Origin of the sequence: Paraburkholderia acidiphila (assembly GCF_009789655.1) — a bacterium.
GTDB classification, from domain to species: domain Bacteria; phylum Pseudomonadota; class Gammaproteobacteria; order Burkholderiales; family Burkholderiaceae; genus Paraburkholderia; species Paraburkholderia acidiphila.
This window is the reverse complement of sequence record NZ_CP046910.1, coordinates 1239254-1259045: the sequence shown is the minus strand read 5'-3', so window position 1 is coordinate 1259045 and position 19792 is coordinate 1239254. Positions and strand designations below refer to the sequence as shown.

At 65.4% G+C, this 19792-nt stretch carries 17 protein-coding genes; 11 read left to right on the top strand and 6 right to left on the bottom strand.

Translation table 11 applies throughout. From position 1 onward, the window contains the following. Window positions 1-267 precede the first annotated feature (267 nt). The gene (locus FAZ97_RS20235; protein WP_158760200.1) at window positions 268-783 is read left to right on the top strand and encodes a gamma-glutamylcyclotransferase family protein; all 516 of its coding nucleotides are present in this window, start codon (window positions 268-270) and stop codon (window positions 781-783) included. A 171-nt stretch (window positions 784-954) separates the two neighbouring features. Here the strand turns inward: FAZ97_RS20235 and FAZ97_RS20230 are convergent, their stop codons facing one another. Beyond that, window positions 955-1263: a hypothetical protein gene (locus FAZ97_RS20230; protein ID WP_158760199.1), complete on the bottom strand. Its 309-nt coding sequence runs from the start codon at window positions 1261-1263 to the stop codon at window positions 955-957. Window positions 1264-1749: 486 nt separating this feature from the next. Between FAZ97_RS20230 and FAZ97_RS20225 the strand changes: the two genes are divergently transcribed. Together FAZ97_RS20225 and FAZ97_RS35415 are read left to right on the top strand one after the other, a co-directional pair. Then, on the top strand, window positions 1750-2079 hold the full coding sequence (locus FAZ97_RS20225; RefSeq protein WP_158760198.1) for a hypothetical protein: 330 nt from the start codon (window positions 1750-1752) through the stop codon (window positions 2077-2079). 89 nt (window positions 2080-2168) lie between these two features. Next, window positions 2169-2465 (top strand): hypothetical protein, encoded by a 297-nt coding sequence (locus tag FAZ97_RS35415; RefSeq protein ID WP_233271821.1) that lies wholly within the window; start codon window positions 2169-2171, stop codon window positions 2463-2465. On the opposite strand, the gene FAZ97_RS20220 is transcribed toward FAZ97_RS35415, so the two are convergent. Beyond that, a complete protein-coding gene (locus FAZ97_RS20220) occupies window positions 2386-3012 on the bottom strand; it encodes a LysE family translocator (RefSeq protein WP_233271708.1) in 627 nt (208 codons plus the stop codon). The genes FAZ97_RS35415 and FAZ97_RS20220 overlap by 80 nt on opposite strands. Window positions 3013-3131: 119 nt before the next feature. On the opposite strand from FAZ97_RS20220, the gene FAZ97_RS20215 reads away from it, so the two are divergent. From FAZ97_RS20215 to FAZ97_RS20190, 6 genes are all read left to right on the top strand, one after another. Further along, window positions 3132-3584, top strand: coding sequence for an Lrp/AsnC family transcriptional regulator (locus tag FAZ97_RS20215; RefSeq protein ID WP_158760197.1), 453 nt, complete (start codon window positions 3132-3134; stop codon window positions 3582-3584). A gap of 218 nt (window positions 3585-3802) precedes the next feature. Beyond that, a complete protein-coding gene (locus FAZ97_RS20210; protein WP_158760196.1) occupies window positions 3803-4663 on the top strand; it encodes a MurR/RpiR family transcriptional regulator in 861 nt (286 codons plus the stop codon). Between the two features lie 198 nt (window positions 4664-4861). Continuing rightward, window positions 4862-5941 (top strand): C45 family autoproteolytic acyltransferase/hydolase, encoded by a 1080-nt coding sequence (locus FAZ97_RS20205; RefSeq protein WP_158760195.1) that lies wholly within the window; start codon window positions 4862-4864, stop codon window positions 5939-5941. A 28-nt stretch (window positions 5942-5969) separates the two neighbouring features. Continuing rightward, on the top strand, window positions 5970-7316 hold the full coding sequence (locus tag FAZ97_RS20200) for an aspartate aminotransferase family protein (protein ID WP_158760194.1): 1347 nt from the start codon (window positions 5970-5972) through the stop codon (window positions 7314-7316). A 115-nt stretch (window positions 7317-7431) separates the two neighbouring features. Next, window positions 7432-7998, top strand: coding sequence for a carboxymuconolactone decarboxylase family protein (locus FAZ97_RS20195; RefSeq protein WP_158760193.1), 567 nt, complete (start codon window positions 7432-7434; stop codon window positions 7996-7998). 623 nt (window positions 7999-8621) lie between these two features. Further along, complete coding sequence (locus FAZ97_RS20190; RefSeq protein WP_158760192.1) at window positions 8622-8909, top strand: YodC family protein; 288 nt, start codon at window positions 8622-8624, stop codon at window positions 8907-8909. Window positions 8910-9010: 101 nt separating this feature from the next. Here the strand turns inward: FAZ97_RS20190 and FAZ97_RS20185 are convergent, their stop codons facing one another. After that, window positions 9011-9643, bottom strand: coding sequence for a LysE family translocator (locus FAZ97_RS20185; protein WP_158760191.1), 633 nt, complete (start codon window positions 9641-9643; stop codon window positions 9011-9013). Window positions 9644-9838: 195 nt separating this feature from the next. Beyond that, window positions 9839-10159: a superinfection immunity protein gene (locus FAZ97_RS20180; RefSeq protein WP_158760190.1), complete on the bottom strand. Its 321-nt coding sequence runs from the start codon at window positions 10157-10159 to the stop codon at window positions 9839-9841. Window positions 10160-10330: 171 nt separating this feature from the next. Between FAZ97_RS20180 and FAZ97_RS20175 the strand changes: the two genes are divergently transcribed. Next, a complete protein-coding gene (locus tag FAZ97_RS20175; protein WP_158760189.1) occupies window positions 10331-11791 on the top strand; it encodes a M20 family metallopeptidase in 1461 nt (486 codons plus the stop codon). Window positions 11792-11795: 4 nt separating this feature from the next. Here the strand turns inward: FAZ97_RS20175 and FAZ97_RS20170 are convergent, their stop codons facing one another. Next, a complete protein-coding gene (locus tag FAZ97_RS20170; RefSeq protein ID WP_158760188.1) occupies window positions 11796-12281 on the bottom strand; it encodes a Cd(II)/Pb(II)-responsive transcriptional regulator in 486 nt (161 codons plus the stop codon). A gap of 82 nt (window positions 12282-12363) precedes the next feature. Between FAZ97_RS20170 and FAZ97_RS20165 the strand changes: the two genes are divergently transcribed. Then, window positions 12364-15009, top strand: coding sequence for a heavy metal translocating P-type ATPase (locus FAZ97_RS20165; RefSeq protein ID WP_158760187.1), 2646 nt, complete (start codon window positions 12364-12366; stop codon window positions 15007-15009). A 33-nt stretch (window positions 15010-15042) separates the two neighbouring features. On the opposite strand, the gene FAZ97_RS20160 is transcribed toward FAZ97_RS20165, so the two are convergent. Continuing rightward, the gene (locus FAZ97_RS20160; protein ID WP_158760186.1) at window positions 15043-19656 is read right to left on the bottom strand and encodes a DEAD/DEAH box helicase; all 4614 of its coding nucleotides are present in this window, start codon (window positions 19654-19656) and stop codon (window positions 15043-15045) included. Between the last annotated feature and the right edge of the window lie 136 nt (window positions 19657-19792).

The window sequence follows — 19792 nt, the reverse complement described above, 5'->3', positions numbered from 1 at the left end:
GGACGGTGACTTGCCTCGCGCTATCTCCCTGCGCAACGACGTACGCACACTGCACATTCAGGATATAGGCCGTCGCACTGCCGAACCCGGCGCCTCCGGAATCGCCGACACGCATGCTTACGTCGTCGAGGTCTTTGGGCCGGTACACGGCGTGCGAGCGACCTGCATTCCACCCGCCACGAAAGCGCTTCCAAATGTTTTTGTGACTAGAGCTGGGCGCGCGTATCCTCTTGCTGAACTGCAGTTGTCACGAGGGCAATCACCGCGATGAACTCGAGCAATGAATTTTCTTATTTCGCGTACGGCTCCAACATGTCGGTACGACGCATCGCCGTGAGGCTCCCGTCAGCGACGGTGGTCACCACGGGGTTCGTGACTGGATACAAACTCGCGTTCGACAAATTGAGTAAAAAGGACGGCTCGGGTAAATGCGATTGTGAGCACACAGGCGACGTTGGTGACAGAGTCTATGGCGTCATTTTCTCGGTGGCGCATAGCGAGCGACTGGCGCTCGACACATTCGAGGGGGCGGGTAAGGGCTACGAGCCATTGAGCATCCGGGTTGAGACCGCGAATGGCGGAATGTATGCGCTGACCTACGTCGCCACGAAAAAGCAACCGGGTCTTCTGCCGTACCACTGGTACAAACAGCATGTACTGGTGGGCGCAAGGGAGGCGAACCTGCCAGAAGACTATGTGCGAACGATCGAAGCGGTAATCTCTATCGACGATCCTGACGTGGTTCGAACGGAAACCGAGCTTCGGACTTACTCGGCAGGTTGATTGAACATTTGCCAATGCGCCTGAGACGCGACGGCCCAAACGCCGCCCGCGCAACCTGATCGATGTCCTTCAGCAGCAAATGAGGACCTGCTTCACCACACAGGACGGATGGGCGCAGCGCAGATAGAGTCGTCGCATGCGATACGACGACTTCCAGGCTGCCGCAGGTCTTTATGGCTTGCGCTTGAGGGTGAACGGGGCGAGGAGTGACTGGACGTTGACCGGTTGCCCCTGGAGCATAAGCAGGCGAGCGTGGAGCACCGTATTCTCGAGAACAAGCCTTGCGGTGCTCAGCAGGTACATGGCCTGGACGTCCGAACCCGACATGGCCGCTTCAACCGCGTGGTGTCGTTCCAGCAGAGAACTGATGACAAGACGTCGTAGTTCCTGCTCGCCGAACGGTAGGTCCGCATAGTCGATTGGGTCTTCCGTTTCGACTTCGCAAAGCATGTCAACAAGGGTTTCGGTGCTCACTTCCATGTGCCAGCTCCTCGACGTTGGTCCGACTGTTCATGAAGTGCTTTCAGGCTAACGTTTTCGCTGTGGAAAGTCCAACGTTCTCCGTTACGCAACACCAGTCCTGGTAGCGGCTGGTAACCCAGGAAGCGGGGCTCCGTCGATCGTGTCAATAGCGGTGGTAGTAACCGCCTGCAGGGACGACGATGCAGCCGCCCAACGCGGACCCGAGACATACGGCCAGCAGTACCAGCGCAAAAATTCGTTTCATACGTTCCTCACTTGTTGGTAGTGAAGGCACTATATTTGGAGCGCAAATTACCAGTGTGTTTGTGTGTAACGAGACGTGTATTGTGAAACACCTGAGCCGTTCACGACCCCGCCTGAACATCTGCCTCACGCGAAATAATCGGTTTCAGAACTCACAACTCGTCAGTCAACATCGTGATCGTCCGTGGCGTTGAGGAGGTGAGCGGCGAGAGCCGTCCCTCAACGGAATTGGAGACGAATATGCACAACGTTGCCTGCAAAATCGCGGCGGTTGCTGTACTTGCCTTGTCATTCGCTGGTACCGCATCGGCACAGACCCACTGGGATGCAACGCACCCACGTCGCGCGGAAGTCAATCAGCGCCTCGCGAATCAGGACCGACGCATTCACCGCGAGGTGCGCGAAGGGGAAATGTCGCACGCCGAGGCGGCGAGACTCCATGGCGATGACCGTCAAATCCGGCAGGAGGAGCGCGACATGGCAAGCCAGAACGGCAGCCATATCACCCGGCGAGAGGACTATGTGCTGAACCAGCAAGAGAACCACGTCAGTCGGCAAATTGGCCAGTAACGCTTTCACCGACGGTAGACAAGGCACGAACGCGGGGAGTGGATTTGCTCTCCCCGGCGTCGGTGTCCTCGGGCTTGCCGGAGGAGAACATGAAAAGCTCAAGTGAAAAGTCGCTGCGTTGCCAGGTCGAAAAATGGCTGGCTCCGGGACCCGCACTACCGGTTCGCGTGATTGAGTTCGGTCGCACACGATGGAGCGGCGGTCGCTACGTGTACGTAGCGACCGCGGACGGGGCCCGCGCGCTGTTCTTCTTTCGGCACGACGATGGTGCCTGGAGTGTTTGCCCGCCTGCTTCGGCCAGGACGTCTAGCGTGCGAACGCGTGGACCTGTTCAGCAAACAGGAGGGCTGCGACCAGAATCATCGCTGCACCCGAGAACTGGCTGACCCTGCGTGCCGCTTTGGGCCGAGTGCTCAGGACAGCCTTCGAGCCCAGACCGACAAGCGAGTAGACCGAGCCGACGTTGACCATGTGCACAAGTCCAAGCGCCACAATCTGGCTCGGGGCAGACCAACCGGCTTGAGGTCTGACGAACTGCGGCAAAAGGGCGATGAAAAGGAGGAGCGCCTTCGGGTTCAGGCCGCTGATTGCAAAACCGCGCATCGACCAGCCCCACGGGCTCTTTTGCGCTTCATCCTGACCGGCGGCGAGTTGGGGCGGACGCATCAACGTCCTGATGCCGAGCCAGAGCAGATAGGCGCCACCGACGAGCGTCAAAATGGTCAGCACGGACGGAACGCTCGTGACCAGTTTTCCAATACCTGCTGCCACGACGATCGTGATTGCAAGATACCCGAGCAACATTCCACCGACTGCCGGTGCGACCATGCGACCGCGCAGGCCGGCCGAAATTGCGTAAGCCCAGTCCGCGCCCGGGACCATGACCAACGAGAACGAGACGACCCAAAATGCCGTCAACAAACTAGCTTCCACTGCACCACTTCCGGTTATGCGGGCGCCAGCGCCCAAGGCGAGAAATGGTACGGTCCTGGCCTCGGAAGGTGCTCCCTATTTCTTGCTTGCTCGCGTGCTTTAGCGCTAATATTTCGTCCATGGACGCATTCGACCACAAGATTCTTGCTGAGATTCAGCAAGACGGACGACTTTCAATTACCGAGCTGAGTGAACGGGTCGGTTTAAGCCTGTCTCCGTGCCAGCGACGGCTGCGGGCGCTCGAGAGCGCACACGTAATCAGCGGTTACCGCGCCATCATCGACCCGGCAACGGTCGGGCTGAATTTTTCAGCAATCGTCTTTGTGACCTTGAGCGCAAGCAGCAGCGAAGGGATCCGGTCGTTCGAGGACGCACTCATCGGCATCCCGGAAATCACCCAAGCCGAGCGCCTCTTCGGCGAGCCCGACTACATGCTGCATGTCGTCACACGGGACTTGAAGGCGTTCCAGGCACTCTACGACCGTCGGTTGACGGCGCTGCCTTCCGTTTTGAAGCTGACCTCGACGCTCGTCATGAAGAGCATTTTTCAGGACCGGCCACTTCCGTTGTAAAAGCGAAAGGTCACTCGTCACTCGGAAAAGGCGAGGTTTCGTGCGAAGCATCTCGAACCTGAAATCTCTAATCTCAAATCGGCAGACTACTTGCGACGGAATCGCGGCCTGGATGCACGCGCGAAGCCATCGTTTGCATCCGCCACAATCTGTCCCGACTTGCAACATCCGGCAACCCGAGTGGTAACATTTGTTGTCACCCACTGCCCGAGCGCCGCATGCCAGACAGTTTCGACCAGCTCGCCGCGCTGATCCGCGCGCGTTTCTCCGACTTGAGCCCGCAGTTCCAGACCGGCGCTGCCTTTCTGCTCGACCATCCCGACGAAGTGGCCGTCTCGTCCATGCGCAAGGTAGCCGAGCGTGCCAACGTGCAGCCCGCTTCGCTCGTGCGGCTTTCCCAGCAACTGGGCTTTCCGGGCTGGAACGAACTGCGGGACCTGTTCGTCGCACGGGTGCGCACGCGGCCGGAGCCGCTATCCTCGCGGGCGCGCTCGCTCGTGGCGGGCAGCGCGAAGGACGGTCTTGCGCGCGACCTGCTCGTGGCGCAACAGCACAATCTGGAAACCAGCGCCGCGCACAACACACGCTCGATGGTCGAGGCGGCGCGCGTATTGCGCCGCGCGAAACACGTGCACGTGGCGGGCTTTCGCTCGTGCTATGCGGTGGCGTTCGGGCTCGTCTATGGTTACCGCCTGTTCCGGCCTGCCGTTTCCTTGCTGGGCGGCGAGGCGGGCACGCTGGAGATGCAGTTGCTCGGCATCGAGCGCGACAGCGCAACGATTGTTGTCAGCTTCGCACCGTACTCGGTTGAGGCCGTGCGCGTGGCCGAGGCCGCGCTCGCCAAAGGCAGCCGCCTGATCGCGATTACCGACAGCGCGGTCTCGCCCATCGCACTGAACGCCGACAAGGCGCTGATCTTCACGCACGAAAGCCCGTCGTTTTTCCCTTCGCTCGTGGCGGCGACGGCGCTGGCAGAATCGCTTGTTGCCCATCTGCTGGCGCTCGAAGGCTCGGGCGCGATCGCACAGCTCGAACAAGCCGAACGAACGTTGAACGCCCGCGGCGTTTACGTGCCCTGAGTGCGGCGCATAGGCACCACCGCGTCATTTCAAGCCTGTTTCCCGCTGGAATATGCCGTTGCGAAACGGCATCCGGCATTGCGCTGCCTTTGGTTATCGCATTTGTTGCATTCGTCGATTTATTTGACAACATATGTTGTTGAGGCGTATAAAGCGCACTAGACGAATATCGATAGCGGTAGCGAAGCGAGAAAACCGATGCAGGAACTGAATATTCTCCGGGGGCCGGCCGTCCGGGTGTCCGGCTCGCCCGAGGCGATCGGGCGGCAACTCGGCGCACACGTGAAGCCGATCTTTGCCGGCTATATGGCGCAAAGCAGCGCCTGGCAGGCGGTCAGCCGATGGCGCGGCAGTGCGTTCGCGCAGCAGTTGCGCGCCGCGGCCGCTCAGCATTTCCCGGCCTATGTCGCGGAGATCGACTCCATGGCGCAGGCGCTGGACTGGTCCGCAGAGGACCTGTTCCTCTGGAATTGCCGCGGCGAGTTGATCCACAACGCGCCGGACGGCTGCACGACGCTTGCCGCGCGCACGCCTCGCGCAGGCCTCATTGCCCACAACGAAGATGGCGACCCCTGGCTGCATGGCCGCTGCCGTGTGGTCGAGGTCGAACCCGAAGGAAAGCCCGGTTTCGTGAGCTTTTACTATCCGGGTTCGCTACCGGGGCACACCTTCGCGGCCACGCGCGCGGGACTTGCGCAAGCGATCAACAACGTGCGCATCCGCGAGCCGCGCGTCGGCGTGCCGCGCATGATTCTCGCGCGCGCCGTGCTCGACTGCGCGACGCTGGCCGACGCCCTCGCTTTGCTGCGCGACACGCCGCGAGCGAGCGGCTTCCACCACACGATCGGCGGGACCGACGAGGCGGGCGAGGTGCGTGTGTATAGCGTCGAAGCGACCGTGCAGCGCGCTTCGGTGTACGAAGTGAGGACGCCTTCGGGCCACGCGAATCACCTCATTCACGCGGGCTGCGAACAAGAGCCGCAGATCGTCACCGAATCGTCGCGCGCTCGTCAGGTGCGCCTCGCCGAACTGCTGCCCGCGCTTGGCGCGCAGCCCAACGGCGCGGCCTTCGTGCAGGTGCTGCAGGATCGCGCAGGCGCTGGCCTGCCGATTTTCCGCGACGACCCGCACGACCCGGACGACGAAAACACGCTCGCCACTGCCTGCATGCGCGTCGAACCGCGTGGCGTGGCGTTCGACGTCTGGCAGGGCGGCGAGCGCGTGCTCGACCGCTTTATCGATTCGAACGCGCCCCATGCGGACGGCGCGAGCCGTTAAACCTCCACGGACTTCATCGAGAACGCATATGACCAAGGTGTTTCATCGAATGCCGAAGCAAACCTTACCCGTCGCGGTGGCGGGCGAGGGCATCGAAATCATCGATTCCAGCGGCAAGCGCTATATCGACGCGAGCGGCGGCGCCGCCGTTTCGTGCCTCGGCCACAGCAACCAGCGCGTGATCGAGGCGATCAAGCGGCAAGCGCAGCAACTGCCGTACGCGCACACCTCGTTCTTCACGACCGAGGCCTCGGAACAGCTGGCCGATCACCTCATCGCCGCCGCGCCCAAGGGGCTCGACCATGTGTACTTCGTGTCGGGCGGTTCGGAGGCGATCGAGGCCGCGCTCAAGCTCGCGCGCCAGTACTTCGTGGAGAAGGGGGAGCTGGCGCGCCGCCACTTCATCGCGCGCCGCCAGAGTTATCACGGCAACACGCTCGGCGCGCTCGCGATAGGCGGCAATGCGTGGCGCCGCGAGCCGTTCCTGCCAATCCTGATCGAATCGCATCACGTGAGCCCGTGCTACGCGTACCGCGAACGCCGCGAGGGCGAAACCGACGAGGCCTACGCGCAGCGCCTCGCCGACGAACTCGAACAGAAGATTCTCGAACTCGGCCCGGAAACGGTCGCGGCTTTCGTCGCCGAGACCGTGGTGGGCGCAACGGCCGGCGCAGTGCCGCCCGTGCGCGAGTACTTCCGCAAGATCCGAGCGGTGTGCGACCGCTACGGCGTGCTGCTGATCCTCGACGAGATCATGTCGGGCATGGGGCGCACGGGCTATCTGTTCGCCTGCGAAGAAGACGGCGTCGCACCGGACTTGCTGACGATCGCAAAGGGACTGGGCGCGGGCTACCAGCCGATCGGCGCGACGCTCGTGAGCCAGCGGATCTACGAGACGATCGTGGGCGGCAGCGGCTATTTCCAGCACGGCCACACCTATCTTGGCCACGCCACGGCATGCGCGGCGGCGCTCGAAGTGCAGCGCGTGATCGCCGAAGAGAAACTGCTCGATAACGTGCTCGCGCGCGGCGAGCAACTGCGCGCGGGTCTGCGCGAGCGTTTTGCGGACCATCCTTATGTGGGCGACGTGCGCGGGCGCGGCCTGTTCGTGGGCGTCGAACTCGTGAAGGACCGCGCCACGAAAGCGAGCTTCGACCCGGCGCTCAAGCTGCATGCGGCGATCAAGCGCGATGCGTTCGCGCGCGGCCTGATGGTGTACCCGATGGGCGGCACCGTGGACGGTCGCAATGGCGATCATGTGCTGCTCGCGCCGCCATTCATTTGCACCGCGCAGAACATCGACGCCATCATCGAACGGCTTGCCGCTGCGGTTGACGGTGCGCTCGACGCGACGGGTGCGGTGCGCCCGGCGTAAGCTTTGCCGTAAGCGACCGACGCGCAACTAACTGTCTGCCGCTCACACCCACCGCAAACGCAGCGACCGCAAGCGGTCGCGCGCGAGCGGCCATGACCTCCCATGGAGTCTATCGATGACACCAACGCCGCTTTCACGGCTTCCCGAATTCGACGCTGCCGCGGCGTCGCCCGAGCAGAAGGCCGTGCTGGACGAGATCCTGTCCGGTCCGCGCGGCAACCTCAACGGCCCGTTCCTCGGCTGGATCCACAGCCCGGAACTGGCGCAGCATGCGCAGCGTCTGGGCGCGTTCTGCCGCTACCAGACCGGCCTGTCGCTACGCCTCTCGGAACTGGCGATTCTCGTCACGGCCGCGCGCTGGCAGGCGCAGGCCGAGTGGTACATCCACTATCCCATCGCGCTGAAGGCGGGCGTGCCCGAAGCGCTGGCCGAACAAATTCGCATGGGCGCCGCGCCACAGTTCGACGAGCCCGATGACGCGCTGATCTACGCGTTCACGACCGAGCTGTACGATGCGAAGCGCGTTTCCGACGCGACCTACGCGCGTGCTGTCGAGCGCTTCGGCCACGAAACCACGATTAACCTGGTCGGGCTGCTTGGCTACTATGCGCTCGTGGCGATGACGCTCAATGTGTTCGGCATGCGTGCCGAGGGCCAGACGACATTGCCGTTCGCGGAATAAGCGCGGCCCGATCGCGCCCCGCACACGCGCCGCCCCATCCGGTTTTGCCGGATGGGGCTTTTTTTTGCACCGCACTGCAATTTCATTTAAATGACAGCCGTATTTCAGCCGCATCATTTTTGAAGTCGAACAGCTAAAACATGAGGATTCGCTCTCGACCGGAGGCTCGCGTGCGCAGCACGGGAATTAATCGAACGGACGGTTTATTGATGCAGAAAACGTTTCCACTCGCGCTACCCGGGGCGTCCATTTACCGGGCCTAATCGTTAATGCGGCTGCTGGCTTGCCATATTTATTGCAGGTGCAGCGCGTCATTTTCCCGAGGCGAACGCGAAATAATATGACTGTTTGGCGGGGACGCCTTGCCCGGTAGCTTTTTCCAGACATGGCCGGCCTTCCGTGTAAATTGTGCGGAGCAGGATTAAGCGGTGGTTTTGCCCTGCATCGAATAACAGGGTTTTCAGCAGGTGTTATGAAAATCACTTGCACGCATTAATTCGAGTTGTTAGTCTTGCAAAACTTATTAATGATCGCCCCATTCTCATTATCGAAAGGGCGGTAGGGAGCCGGGGTGATAATCCACCGGTTTTTTTCTCTGTGCGACTTTTATGACGGGGAACATCATGCTTGATACGACCATCGACGTAGCCGAAAAGCCGCTCGCTGCCATGGCCGGAATTGGCGACGTTGTCACCCTGAAATCGGGCGGTCCGCGCATGACGGTCATGTATGCCGGCCCGGTTGGCTTTGCCAGCGGCCACTGGCTGATCTGCCAGTGGTTCGACGAGCACGGCGAGCTGCGGCAGGACATGTTCGCCCAGGACATGGTGCAAATCGAGCCTCGCTCGATTCCCGCGGCATTCGTCAAAATGCGCAGGCCGGCTGGCGGAAGGGCCATCGGCGGGATCTGAAGCGCGCAAACCCGGGCGGAACTGCGGGCGCGCGAACGCGCTGCAGACGCGCCAGAGACGTACGAAATTGCGGCCGGGCCAACTGTGTCCGGCCGTTTGCTTTATCGCTGGCCTTCGGCAGCGATACGCACGGCGAGGCCGGCCAGCACCGTACCCATGAGCCAGCGCTGCAGTTTGAGCCAGCCCGGCCGGTCGCCGAGGAATGTTGCAATCGTGCCTGCGGTCATCGCGACGGCTGCGTTCACGCTGATCGAAAGCGCGATTTGCACGCTGCCAAGCACGATGGACTGAGTGAGCACGCTGCCGTGATGCGGGTCGATGAACTGCGGCAGCAGCGACAAATACAGAATGGCGATTTTCGGGTTCAGCAGATTCGTGACGAAGCCCATCAGAAAGAGTTTGCGCGGGCGGTCGGCAGGCAGTTCACGTACCTGGAACGGCGAGCGGCCGCCCGGTTTGAGCGCCTGCCATGCGAGCCAGAACAGGTAGAGCGCGCCGCCCAGGCGCAGCGCGTCATAGGCGAACGGCACGGCCATCAGCAACGCGGTAATGCCGAATGCGGCGCACAGCATGTAGAACACGAAACCGAGCGCGACCCCACCCAGCGATATCAGGCCGGCCTTGCGGCCCTGGCAGATCGAGCGCGAGATCAGATAGATCATGTTGGGTCCGGGCGTGAGCGCCATGCCGAGCGCGACGGCGGCAAAGGCGAACAGCGGGGCGGCGTGTGGCATAACGGGGCTCCGTGTTTGGGTGTAGCGGTGGGTGTCAGGCTGACTCGAGCGGCGGATACTGCGCACGCCTCAGCTTCGTTTCGTAACGCGTGGTCAAAAACGGCTTGGTCAAAGCAGCTTGATTCGCTGTGATTATTCCATGCGAAGGCGGCGTGCGCTTGCCGTGGCCTGCAACGTTGGCCAGACGGATAAGTCTCAATGCGGGGAACGCTTTTGCTCGGCGGTGCGCGCCTCGCGCGCCTGGACCCGGTCGTCGAGCCGGCGCGAGAAGAGCAGCATGCCCAGCCTGCGGCTGCGGACCTTGGTCTGCCCGCCGAGATCCTTCGGCGGATTCGGTTGAAGCGCCCAGAAGAGCGCCAGCAGCCAGCCGAGCAGCGTCCAGCCGAGCACGGCGTTGAAGACCGCGAGAATCAGCAGGTCGTGACGCTGGCGTCTGTCGGCGATCAGCGCGGGGAGAAAGTAGAGCGCGACCACCGCTGCGAGAACGACGATCTCGAAGACGGAACGGCTCACCATATTTCATTCTCCAGAAAAAAGGGCGGAATATACCTGATTGATCATTGTCGCGCGGATTGGACCTGAGCGCACGCCGAGCCCTGACCGAATGGCCATCTCCGGCTGCGAGGGGTGTCGGCGGGCAGGGGTTCGGGTCTATCATCGGGGTTTTCATCGCAGGGAACCCAAACCATGATCTCCGACCCGTCCGAGGCAACCCGCCAACTCGACCACGACGAATTGCGTGACTTCGTAGAACGTAAATGGCATGACGAGATCGTGCCCGCGTTGACCGACTACATCGCGGTGCCCGCCAAGAGTCCGGCGTTCGACCCGCAGTGGGCGCAGCACGGCTATCTCGAGCGCGTCGTGCAGGAGGCCGCGAAGTGGGCGGAGCAGCAGCCGGTGCGTGGCCTGAAGCTGGAGATCGTGCGCCTGCCGGGTCGCACGCCGGTGATTTTCTTCGAAGTGCCCGCCACGCGCTCGGGCAGCAGCGAGACGGTGGTGCTCTACGGCCACCTCGACAAACAGCCGGAATTCGCGGGCTGGCGCAACGACCTCGGCCCCTGGACACCGAAGCTCGAAGACGGCCGCCTCTATGGCCGCGGCGGCGCCGACGACGGCTACGCGATCTATGCGAGCGTCACGGCGCTCGCCGCGCTCGACGCGCAAGGCATCGAGCGTCCGCGCTGCGTGGGTCTCATCGAAACCTGCGAGGAGTCGGGCAGCTACGACCTGCTGCCTTACGTCGATGCGCTGCGCGATCGGCTCGGCAACGTCGGCCTCGTCGTTTGTCTCGATTCGGGTGCGGGCAACTATGACCAGCTCTGGCTCACCACGTCGCTGCGCGGGCTCGTGTCGGGCGACCTTGAGGTCGAAGTCCTCGAGGAGGGGATTCACTCGGGCTCGTACGGCGGCATTGCGCCTTCCAGCTTCCGCGTGATGCGCCAGCTCTTCGAGCGTCTCGAAGATGCCGCGAGCGGCACGCTGTTGCCCAAGGGCTTCCATTGCGCGATCCCCTCGCAGCGCTTGAGCGAAGCCGAGGTCACGGCGAAGATTCTTGGCGAAAGCGTCTGGAAGACCATGCCTTGGGCGTGCGGCCAGGACGGGCGGCGCGTGCTGCCTACCACGACGGATCCGCAGCAGGCGTTGCTCGATTCCACGTGGCGGCCTTCGCTTTCGGTCACGGGCGCGGCAGGCCTGCCCGCACTCGCCGACGCCGGCAACGTGCTGCGGCCGCGCACGGCGTTCAAGCTCTCGCTGCGTTTGCCCCCGCTAATCGAGGCGTCGAAGGCCGTGGCCGAACTGAAGGCGTTGCTCGAACTCGACCCGCCGTACAACGCAAAGGTCACCTTCAAGCCGGACGCGGGTGCGGCCAACGGCTGGAGCGCGCCGGAACTCGCCCCGTGGCTTACCGATGCTCTCAATGCCGCCTCGCGTACCCATTTCGGCGCGGACTGCGCGTATCTCGGCCAGGGCGGCACGATTCCGCTCATGAACGTGCTGCAGGCAGGGTTTCCCAAGTCGCAGTTCATGGTGTGCGGCGTACTCGGCCCGAAGTCCAACGCGCACGGTCCGAACGAGTTCCTGCATGTGCCCTACGCGAAGAAACTCACGGCCACCGTGGCCGAAGTGATCGCCGCAGCGCCTTGAGTCTTTAGTGGCGGTGAAGAGAGGGCGCGTCGCCGGCGGGCGATTCGCCTTCCGCCACGTGCCCGTCTCCATGGCATGAGCAGCTCTCGTCGTCCATGGGCTGTTCGAGACTCCTCATGATCCCGCACTCGGCGCTGCTGCTCTGGTGAGCGTGGCAGCTTTCGCGCAGCGTGCGCAATTGCTGCTCGAGTACGCGCATCGATTCGATTTGCTGATGAATGCGCTCGATCTGGCTGTCGATCAACTCGTTGACTTCGTCGCAGGGCTGGCTCGGGTCGGCCTGGAAGCGACGCAGCATGCGGATATCCGCGAGCCCGATGCCCAGTGACCGGCAATGGCGGATGAAGTTGAGTTGCGCGGCGTGCACGGCCGTGTAGCTGCGGTATCCGTTGGTTTCGCGCGCGGGCTCGTCCAGCAGGCCCTCGCGCTCGTAAAAGCGCACCGTTTCGACGTCGCAGTGCGCAAAGCGCGCCAGTTCACCAATTCGCATGGTTGCGGCTCTCCCAAAAGACTTGACCCTGTAGTGACTACAGGCTGTTCAATGATTGTGTCACTTTTGGGAGAAACCGGCTATGAACCAGAGTTACTTGTCGCAGCCCGGCAATGCGCAGCGCTTGCGCGCGCGCGACGAGGAACGGGCTGTGGGCGGCGCTCACGGGTCTGGCGGCCTGGCTGGCGTGTGCTGCGGCCAGGAGCCTAAGCACGACCACAGCCTGGATCAAGGGCGCGATCATGATTGCGGCCACGGCCACGGCCACGGCCACGGCCACGGCCACGGCCACGGCCACGGCCACGGCCACGGCCACGGCGAAGAGCATAAGCACGATCACGACCACAAGCACGACCACAGCCAGCCCTGCGCCAGCGCGCACGCCGCCGAATCCGGATCCGGCGCCGCGCCCCAAGGTCACACGCACGGCACAGCCTGTTGTCATGACGGCGCGCCGCCGCAAAGCCCGCGCCGCGCAGCCCCGGCGCCCGAAGGCACGCGCCGCGCACGCTGGCGCATCGAAAACATGGATTGCCCGACCGAGGAGCGCTTGATCCGCAACCGGCTCGAGCCCATGCCGGGCGTCGCGCGCCTCGACTTCGACCTGCTCGCTCGCGAACTGACCGTGCATCATCGGCTCGACGATACGCAGCCGGTCGTCGCCGCGCTGCGAGCACTCGACATGGCGCCGCGCGAACTGGACGATAGCGCTTCGGCGCAAGCGGCCCCGCCGGCCTCTCCCGGCCTTGCGATGCGGCAGAAGCTGCTGCTGGCGGTGGGCGGCGTGGCCGCCGCCGGTGCCGAGGTGCTCGCCTGGACCACCGGCAAGGAAACCAGCCTGCTCGTACTCGCTTGCGCCGTCATCTCCATTCTTTGCGCGGGTCTGCCCACGCTGCGCAAGGGCTGGATCGCGCTGCGCAATTTCACGATCAACATCTACTTCCTGATGTCGATCGCGTTGATCGGCGCCATTGCGATCGGCAAGTGGCCCGAAGCGGCCATGGTGGTCTTCCTCTTCGCCCTCGCGGAGGAAATCGAGGCGCTTTCGCTCGAACGCGCCCGTCAAGCCATCCGCTCGCTCACCGCACTCGCGCCCGAAACCGCCGAGGTCTGGCAAGCCAGCGATGACGCACCTGAACAAGGCGAATGGCGCGAGCACGCTGTGGGCGAAGTGGCGGTAGGCAGCCGTATTCGCGTGCGCACCGGCCAGCGCGTGCCGCTCGACGCGCGCGTCGCGGCCGGCCGCGCCGCGCTCGATCAGGCGCCGATCACGGGCGAGAGCCTGCCGGTCGACAAGGAGACCGGCGCGGCACTTTACGCGGGCAGTATCGTCGTCGATGGCGTGGTCGAGGCGGTCGTCACTGCGGCCGCGCAGGACAGCACGCTCGCGCGCATCGCAGCGGCGGTGCAGGAGGCGCAGGCGCAACGCGCGCCCACGCAACGTTTCGTCGACCAGTTCGCGCGCTACTACACGCCGGCCGTGGTCGTGCTCGCCGTGATCATCGCGCTCGCCGGGCCGCTCGTGTTCGGCGGCGCGTGGAGCGTGTGGCTCTACAAGGCGCTCGTGCTGCTCGTGATTGCCTGCCCATGCGCGCTCGTCGTCTCGACGCCGGTGACGGTTGTGAGCGGGCTCGCCGCCGCCGCTCGCCACGGCATGCTCGTGAAGGGCGGCGTGTGGCTCGAACGCGGCCGGCTGCTCAAGGCCGTTGCGCTCGACAAGACTGGCACCCTCACGCGTGGCGAGCCTGTCCTGACCGATGCGCTTGCGGCGCCGGTCCGGGCGCCGGTCCTCGCAGAGGCGTCCGGCGAAGCCCAGCTTTCTACCGGGGAAGCACTGCGGATCGCCGCGAGCCTGGACGATGCGAGCACGCACCCCGTCGCGCGTGCGGTGGTCGAAGGCTGGCGGACGCGTCAGCCGGATACGCGCCTGCTCGCGGTCGATCAGTTCGCGGTGCTAAACGGTCGTGGCGTGCAAGGCCGCATCGACGGCACGCTCTGGAGCCTCGGCAATCACCGTCTGGTGGAGGAGCTGGGTTTGTGCTCGCCCGAACTCGAAGCGCAACTGGCAACATTGGAGCAGGCCGGCAAGACGGCGATCGTCCTGTGCGCGCCACAGGAGGCGGTTGCCGTGTTCGCCGTGGCCGACGCATTGCGTGCAGAGAGCGCCCCGGCCGTGCAGGCCTTGCGCGCGCTCGGCGTGACGCCCGTCATGCTGACCGGCGACAACGCGTCGACCGCGCGAGCGATTGCCGATCAGCTCGGCATCGACGACGCGCGCGGCAATCTGCTGCCGCAGGACAAGCAGGATGCGGTCGCCGCGCTCTCGCAGCAGTACGGCATGGCGGCGATGGTCGGTGACGGCGTGAACGACGCGCCCGCGCTCGCTCGCGCCGACATCGGCTTCGCGATGGGGGCGGCCGGCACCGCGACTGCGCTCGAAACCGCCGACGTCGCGATCATGGACGACGATCCGCGCAAGATCGCGGCGTTCATTGGCCTTTCGCGCAAGACCGCGGCCGTGCTTACGCAGAACATCACGCTTGCACTCGGCATCAAGGCGGTGTTTCTCGTGCTCGCGATGGCGGGTGAGGCCACGCTCTGGATGGCCGTGTTCGCCGACGTGGGCGCGAGCCTGCTCGTCGTCGCGAACGGCCTGCGCGTGCGCCGGCATTTCGACGCCACGCGCAGCGGGGCAAAGCCTGCCGCATCGACGGTGCAACGCAACTAACTGCCAAGCCCGCCCATGCATGCCAGGCGCGCCTCACCAAGGCTTGGCGAGGCGCGCGCGCAGTTCTGCACGCGTGCTCTCGTCGAACGCGCCAAGGTAGCCAAAGCGGCCGGCAACGAGGGTTGCGACGGGCACGCCGTCGCGGAACACGATGCGGTTGCCGGCGAGCGCCGGCACCTTCTCGCCCGGCAGCAGCGTGCCAAGGAGGTTGAGCGGATCGGCGGCGCTCACGCAGACGAGCGTGCCGCCGTCGCCTTCTTTCGATCCGCGCCGCCGCACGTCGCGCAGCAGCGCCACGGCTTCGGGCAGTGCGAACTGTTCGCCCGAAATCCCGGTGACGAAGCGCCCGCCGCGAACCTCGCCGCGCGCCTCCATGCGATGCAACACGCGCAGCAGGTCGCGCCAGGGCGGCAGCCATGCCGCCTCGCGTCCGAGCAGATGCCAGCTGACCACGCCATAACGGCGCAGCAGCACGTTCGCGACGTGCTCGAGCAGTTCCGGGGCGGCGGGTGGGCGGCGCGACGGGCTGGCGCTGGTCTGCCTCGCGCGCTCAAGCGCCTGCGCGCGTGTACCTGCCGCAACACGCGTATCCAACGGAGTCGATTCCGCCGTGGCGAGCGCCTTCGTATTGCCCGTCTCCACCTGGAGATCAGTCGACGCATCGGCGGTATTGGCCAATTGAACGCGCCTGAGCGCCGCCCAGCGCCCCGCGTCAGCCATGCCGCCCGCGAGCGGCCCGAAGCCGCGCGCCCGCCGTCTGCCGTGATGCGCGCTGCGCTGTGCCGCCGGCTTCACGAGCGCGCGCAGTCCGGCAAAGCTGTCCGCATTCACGAGGCCAGCCGCCACCAGTTCGCCAAGCGCGTTTTCCAGTTCGACGCCGAGCAGATGCGCGTCTGCGGCCAGTTCGTCGAAGAACATCGCGCCATGCCGCAACAGGGCTTCGTACACACGCTGCGCCCGCGCCGACAGCCCCGCACTGTTGGGCGCTTCGACTAGCCCCATCCAGCGTACGAGTTCGCGGCGCGCGAGCAGCACGACCGGCGTGCTGCGCACGGTCGATGCGGACGCCGCGCGCGCGGGCAGCCTGGCCCACGCGAGACGCCCCGAGCGGCATAGCTCGTCGAGCAGCATGGGCGTGTAATCGTCGATGCGCGCCGGCAGAATTTCGTCTTCCCACGCTAGCGCCGAGGCTTCCCAGCCTTCGAGCTGGTCGAGCACGGCGGCCAGTGCGTCGCGCCCCGAGCCGCGCGTGCCGGGCGCCACGCGTTGCCATTCGAAGAGGAAGCGCATGAAGTCGTGGCGCTCGACCGGCTCGATTTCGCGCCGGAGCTTGCGCACCGTGTAGCGATGGATGCGCGCAAGCAGATGGCGTTCGCACCATTCCTCGTGGCCGCCGCTCATCGCTTGCTGCGTGAAGCGTCCGCGCATCACCGTGCCTTCGGCTTCGAGGCGCGTGAGCGCGAGCGCCGCCACGCTCGCCTCCAGCGCCAGCGGCCGCGCCACCTGCGCGACTGTCAGCGGCCCGAAGCCTGAGAGGCGCGCGCGCACGATCTCGACGAGCGCCGCGTCCTCGGTCCACGTATCCGTATATTCAGGCGGTGGCGTGAGTGGCGGTTCGCACGTTGCCTGTGGGTAAATCGCCTGCACGCAAGCCAGCCGCTCGATGCCCACCCACAGCGCGTCGTGTTCCGCGACCGGCAGCCGCGTGGCGCGCCCCGCCTCCGCCAGGTCGGCGAGCCATGCCAGCCACTGTGGCACCTGCTGCGCTTCGCTCTCGGTCAGCGCGCCGAGGCTCGTGAGCGCGTCGTGCATTTCGTCGGCGTCGCGCACTTGCGGCCACGCTTCTTCGCGCACGCTCGCGATGGCTTCGGGGTCCAGCGCGCCAAGATCGTCGGTGGATTCGGGGTCGCTCCAGCGGCGTGAAAGCACCGCCTGCGTGCGGCGTTCCTCGATCGGCGCATCGTCGAGAAACGCATAGGGGCGCGCGGTGAGAATCTCGGCCGCGAGCGGCGAGGGCGCGGGCAACTCGCGCACCACGAGCTTCACATCACTTGCCTCGATGCGGCGCAGCAGGGCGAGCCATGCTTCGGTATCCATAGCATCGTGCAGGCAGTCGTCGAGCGTCTGATCCACGAGCGGATGGTGCGGCACTTCGCGCTCCCCCGCGATGTTCTCGACGCACGCCACCTGGTCGGGGAACACGGCTGCGAGCAGGTCTTCGCTGCGCATACGCTGAATCTGCGGCGGCGTCTTGCGGCCGCTGGTCTGGCGCGGCAGCGCGAGCGACGTGGTCGCGTTCCAGCGCCAGCGCACGCCGAAGAGCGGCGCGTCGAGCAGCGCCTGCACGAGCAGATGCTCCGCGGAATTCGAATGCAGATAGCGCCACACCTCGTCCAGCGCGAAGCTGTGCGCGCCGGTGAGCGAAAGGATGATGGCGTCCTCGGTCGCGGCCGCCTGCAGCTCGAAGTTGAACTGGCGGCAAAAGCGCTTGCGCAGGGCGAGGCCCCACGCACGATTGAGGCGGCTGCCGAACGGCGTGTGGATCACGAGCTGCGTGCCGCCCGCCTCGTCGAAAAAGCGCTCCATGACGAGCGTGTCCTGCGTGGGCAGTACCGTGAGCGCCGTGCGGGCGCGCGCGAGATATTCGACGATCTGGCGCGCCGCGGCGTCGTCGATCTCGAGCGATGCGGCGAGTGCAGCCGTGGCGCGATCGACTACGGCGGGCGACGCGGCGTCGTCTGCCGCATTTGTGCCGGCGATTGCAGGCCCACCCGCACCCGCATCGATCAGCGCCGCTTCCACCTGCTTGCGCAGTCGTGAAATGGCGAACGAAAGCTCGTCGCTGCGGCCTGGCGCCTCGCCGAGCCAGAACGGGATGTTGGGCGGCTGCCCCTGGGCATCTTCCACACGCACGCGGCCCGCTTCGATGCGCAGAATCCGGTACGAGGCGTTGCCGAGCTGGAACACATCGCCCGCAAGGCTCTCGACAGCGAAGTCCTCGTTGACGGTACCGATCTGCACGCCCTGCGGTTCGAGCAGCACCGAGTAGTCGGCGTTGTCGGGAATCGTCCCGCCCGACGTGAGCGCGACGAGCCGCGCGCCGCGCCGTGCGCGCAGCGTGTGGCTCACCACGTCGCGATGCAGATAAGCGGCGCGCGGCCCGTGACGGCTCGTGTAGCCCTCGGCGAGCATGCGCAGCACGGCGTCGAACTGTGCGCGCTCGAGCGTGGCCCACGGCGTGGCGCGCCGCACGAGCGTGTAGAGCGCGCCTTCTTCCCAGGCTTGGCAGGCCACTTCCGCGACAATCTGCTGCGCGAGCACGTCGAGCGGCGCGTGCGGCGGCGTGAGGCGATCGAGTTCGCCGCGCCGCACGCTGTCGAGCAGCGCCGCGCATTCGATCAGGTCGTCGCGCGAAGTGGGGAAGAGCCGCCCCTTCGGCACGCCGCCGACCTGGTGGCCCGAGCGCCCCACGCGCTGGAGGAAAGCCGCGATCGAGCGCGGCGAGCCGATCTGGCATACGAGATCGACGTCGCCGATATCGATGCCCAGTTCGAGCGACGCGGTTGCCACGAGCACGCGCAGATCGCCGCTCTTAAGCCGCTGCTCGGCGAGAAACCGATGCTCGCGCGCGAGGCTGCCGTGGTGCGCGGCTACCGCCTCGGCACCCAGACGGTCGGTGAGGTGGCGCGCCACGCGCTCGGCCATGCGGCGCGTGTTGACGAACACGAGCGTGGTGCGGTGCATGGCGACGAGTTCGGCCATGCGGTCGTACACGCGCTCCCACACATCGTTCGCCATGACGGCTTCGAGCGGCACGGGCGGCACTTCTATCGCGAGGTCGCGCTTGCGCGTATGGCCCACGTCGACGATCTCGCAGGCGGGCGGGTTGGCGTGCGGATCCTGCGACGCCTCGCCCATGCCGACCAGAAAGCGCGCGACGGTTTCGATCGGCTTTTGCGTGGCCGAAAGGCCGATGCGCAGCAGGCGCGAGCCGCACAACGCGTCGAGCCGCTCGAGACTCAGCGCGAGATGGCAGCCGCGCTTGTTGCCCGCGAGCGCGTGAATTTCGTCGACAATCACACTGCGCGCGCTCGCCAGCATGCGGCGCCCCGACTCGGAGCCGAGCAGCACGTAGAGCGATTCGGGCGTCGTCACGAGAATATGCGGCGCGCGTTTTCTGAGCGCCGCGCGCTCGGGCTGCGGCGTGTCGCCGGTGCGTACCGCGGTGCGGATTTCGACCGGCGGCAAGCCGAGGCGCGCGAGTTCCGCTGCGATCCCTTCGAGCGGCCGTTCGAGATTGAGGCGGATATCGTTGGAGAGCGCCTTGAGCGGCGACACGTAGACGACGAGCGTCGTGTCGGGCAGCGCGCCGCCGTTCGCGAGACCTTCGCGCACGAGTTCGTCGAGCGCCGCGAGAAAGGCGGTGAGCGTTTTGCCCGAGCCCGTCGGGGCGGCCACGAGCGTCGCGCGCCGGCTCGCGATGAGCGGCCATGCGGCGCGTTGCGCGGCGGTGGGCGCGTCGAAGCTGCGCCGGAACCAGCCGGCCACGGCCGGATGAAAGCGCGCGAGCACGTCGCCGTCCGCACTGTCGTGATTGGCGGCGGCTTCGGACGCTTGCGGATCGGATACAGACGAAGGCGTTGTCATGCGGATATCGAGCGGCGGAGCAGTCGGCGTTGCACGTCTGCCAGTCTCGCAGCTTTCGTGCGCGTCTGCCTGGCGGGAGAGGGGGGCCGTCCGGGCCGACGTTCGGCAAGCGTAGCGCGAACGCAGTATCCTCGCC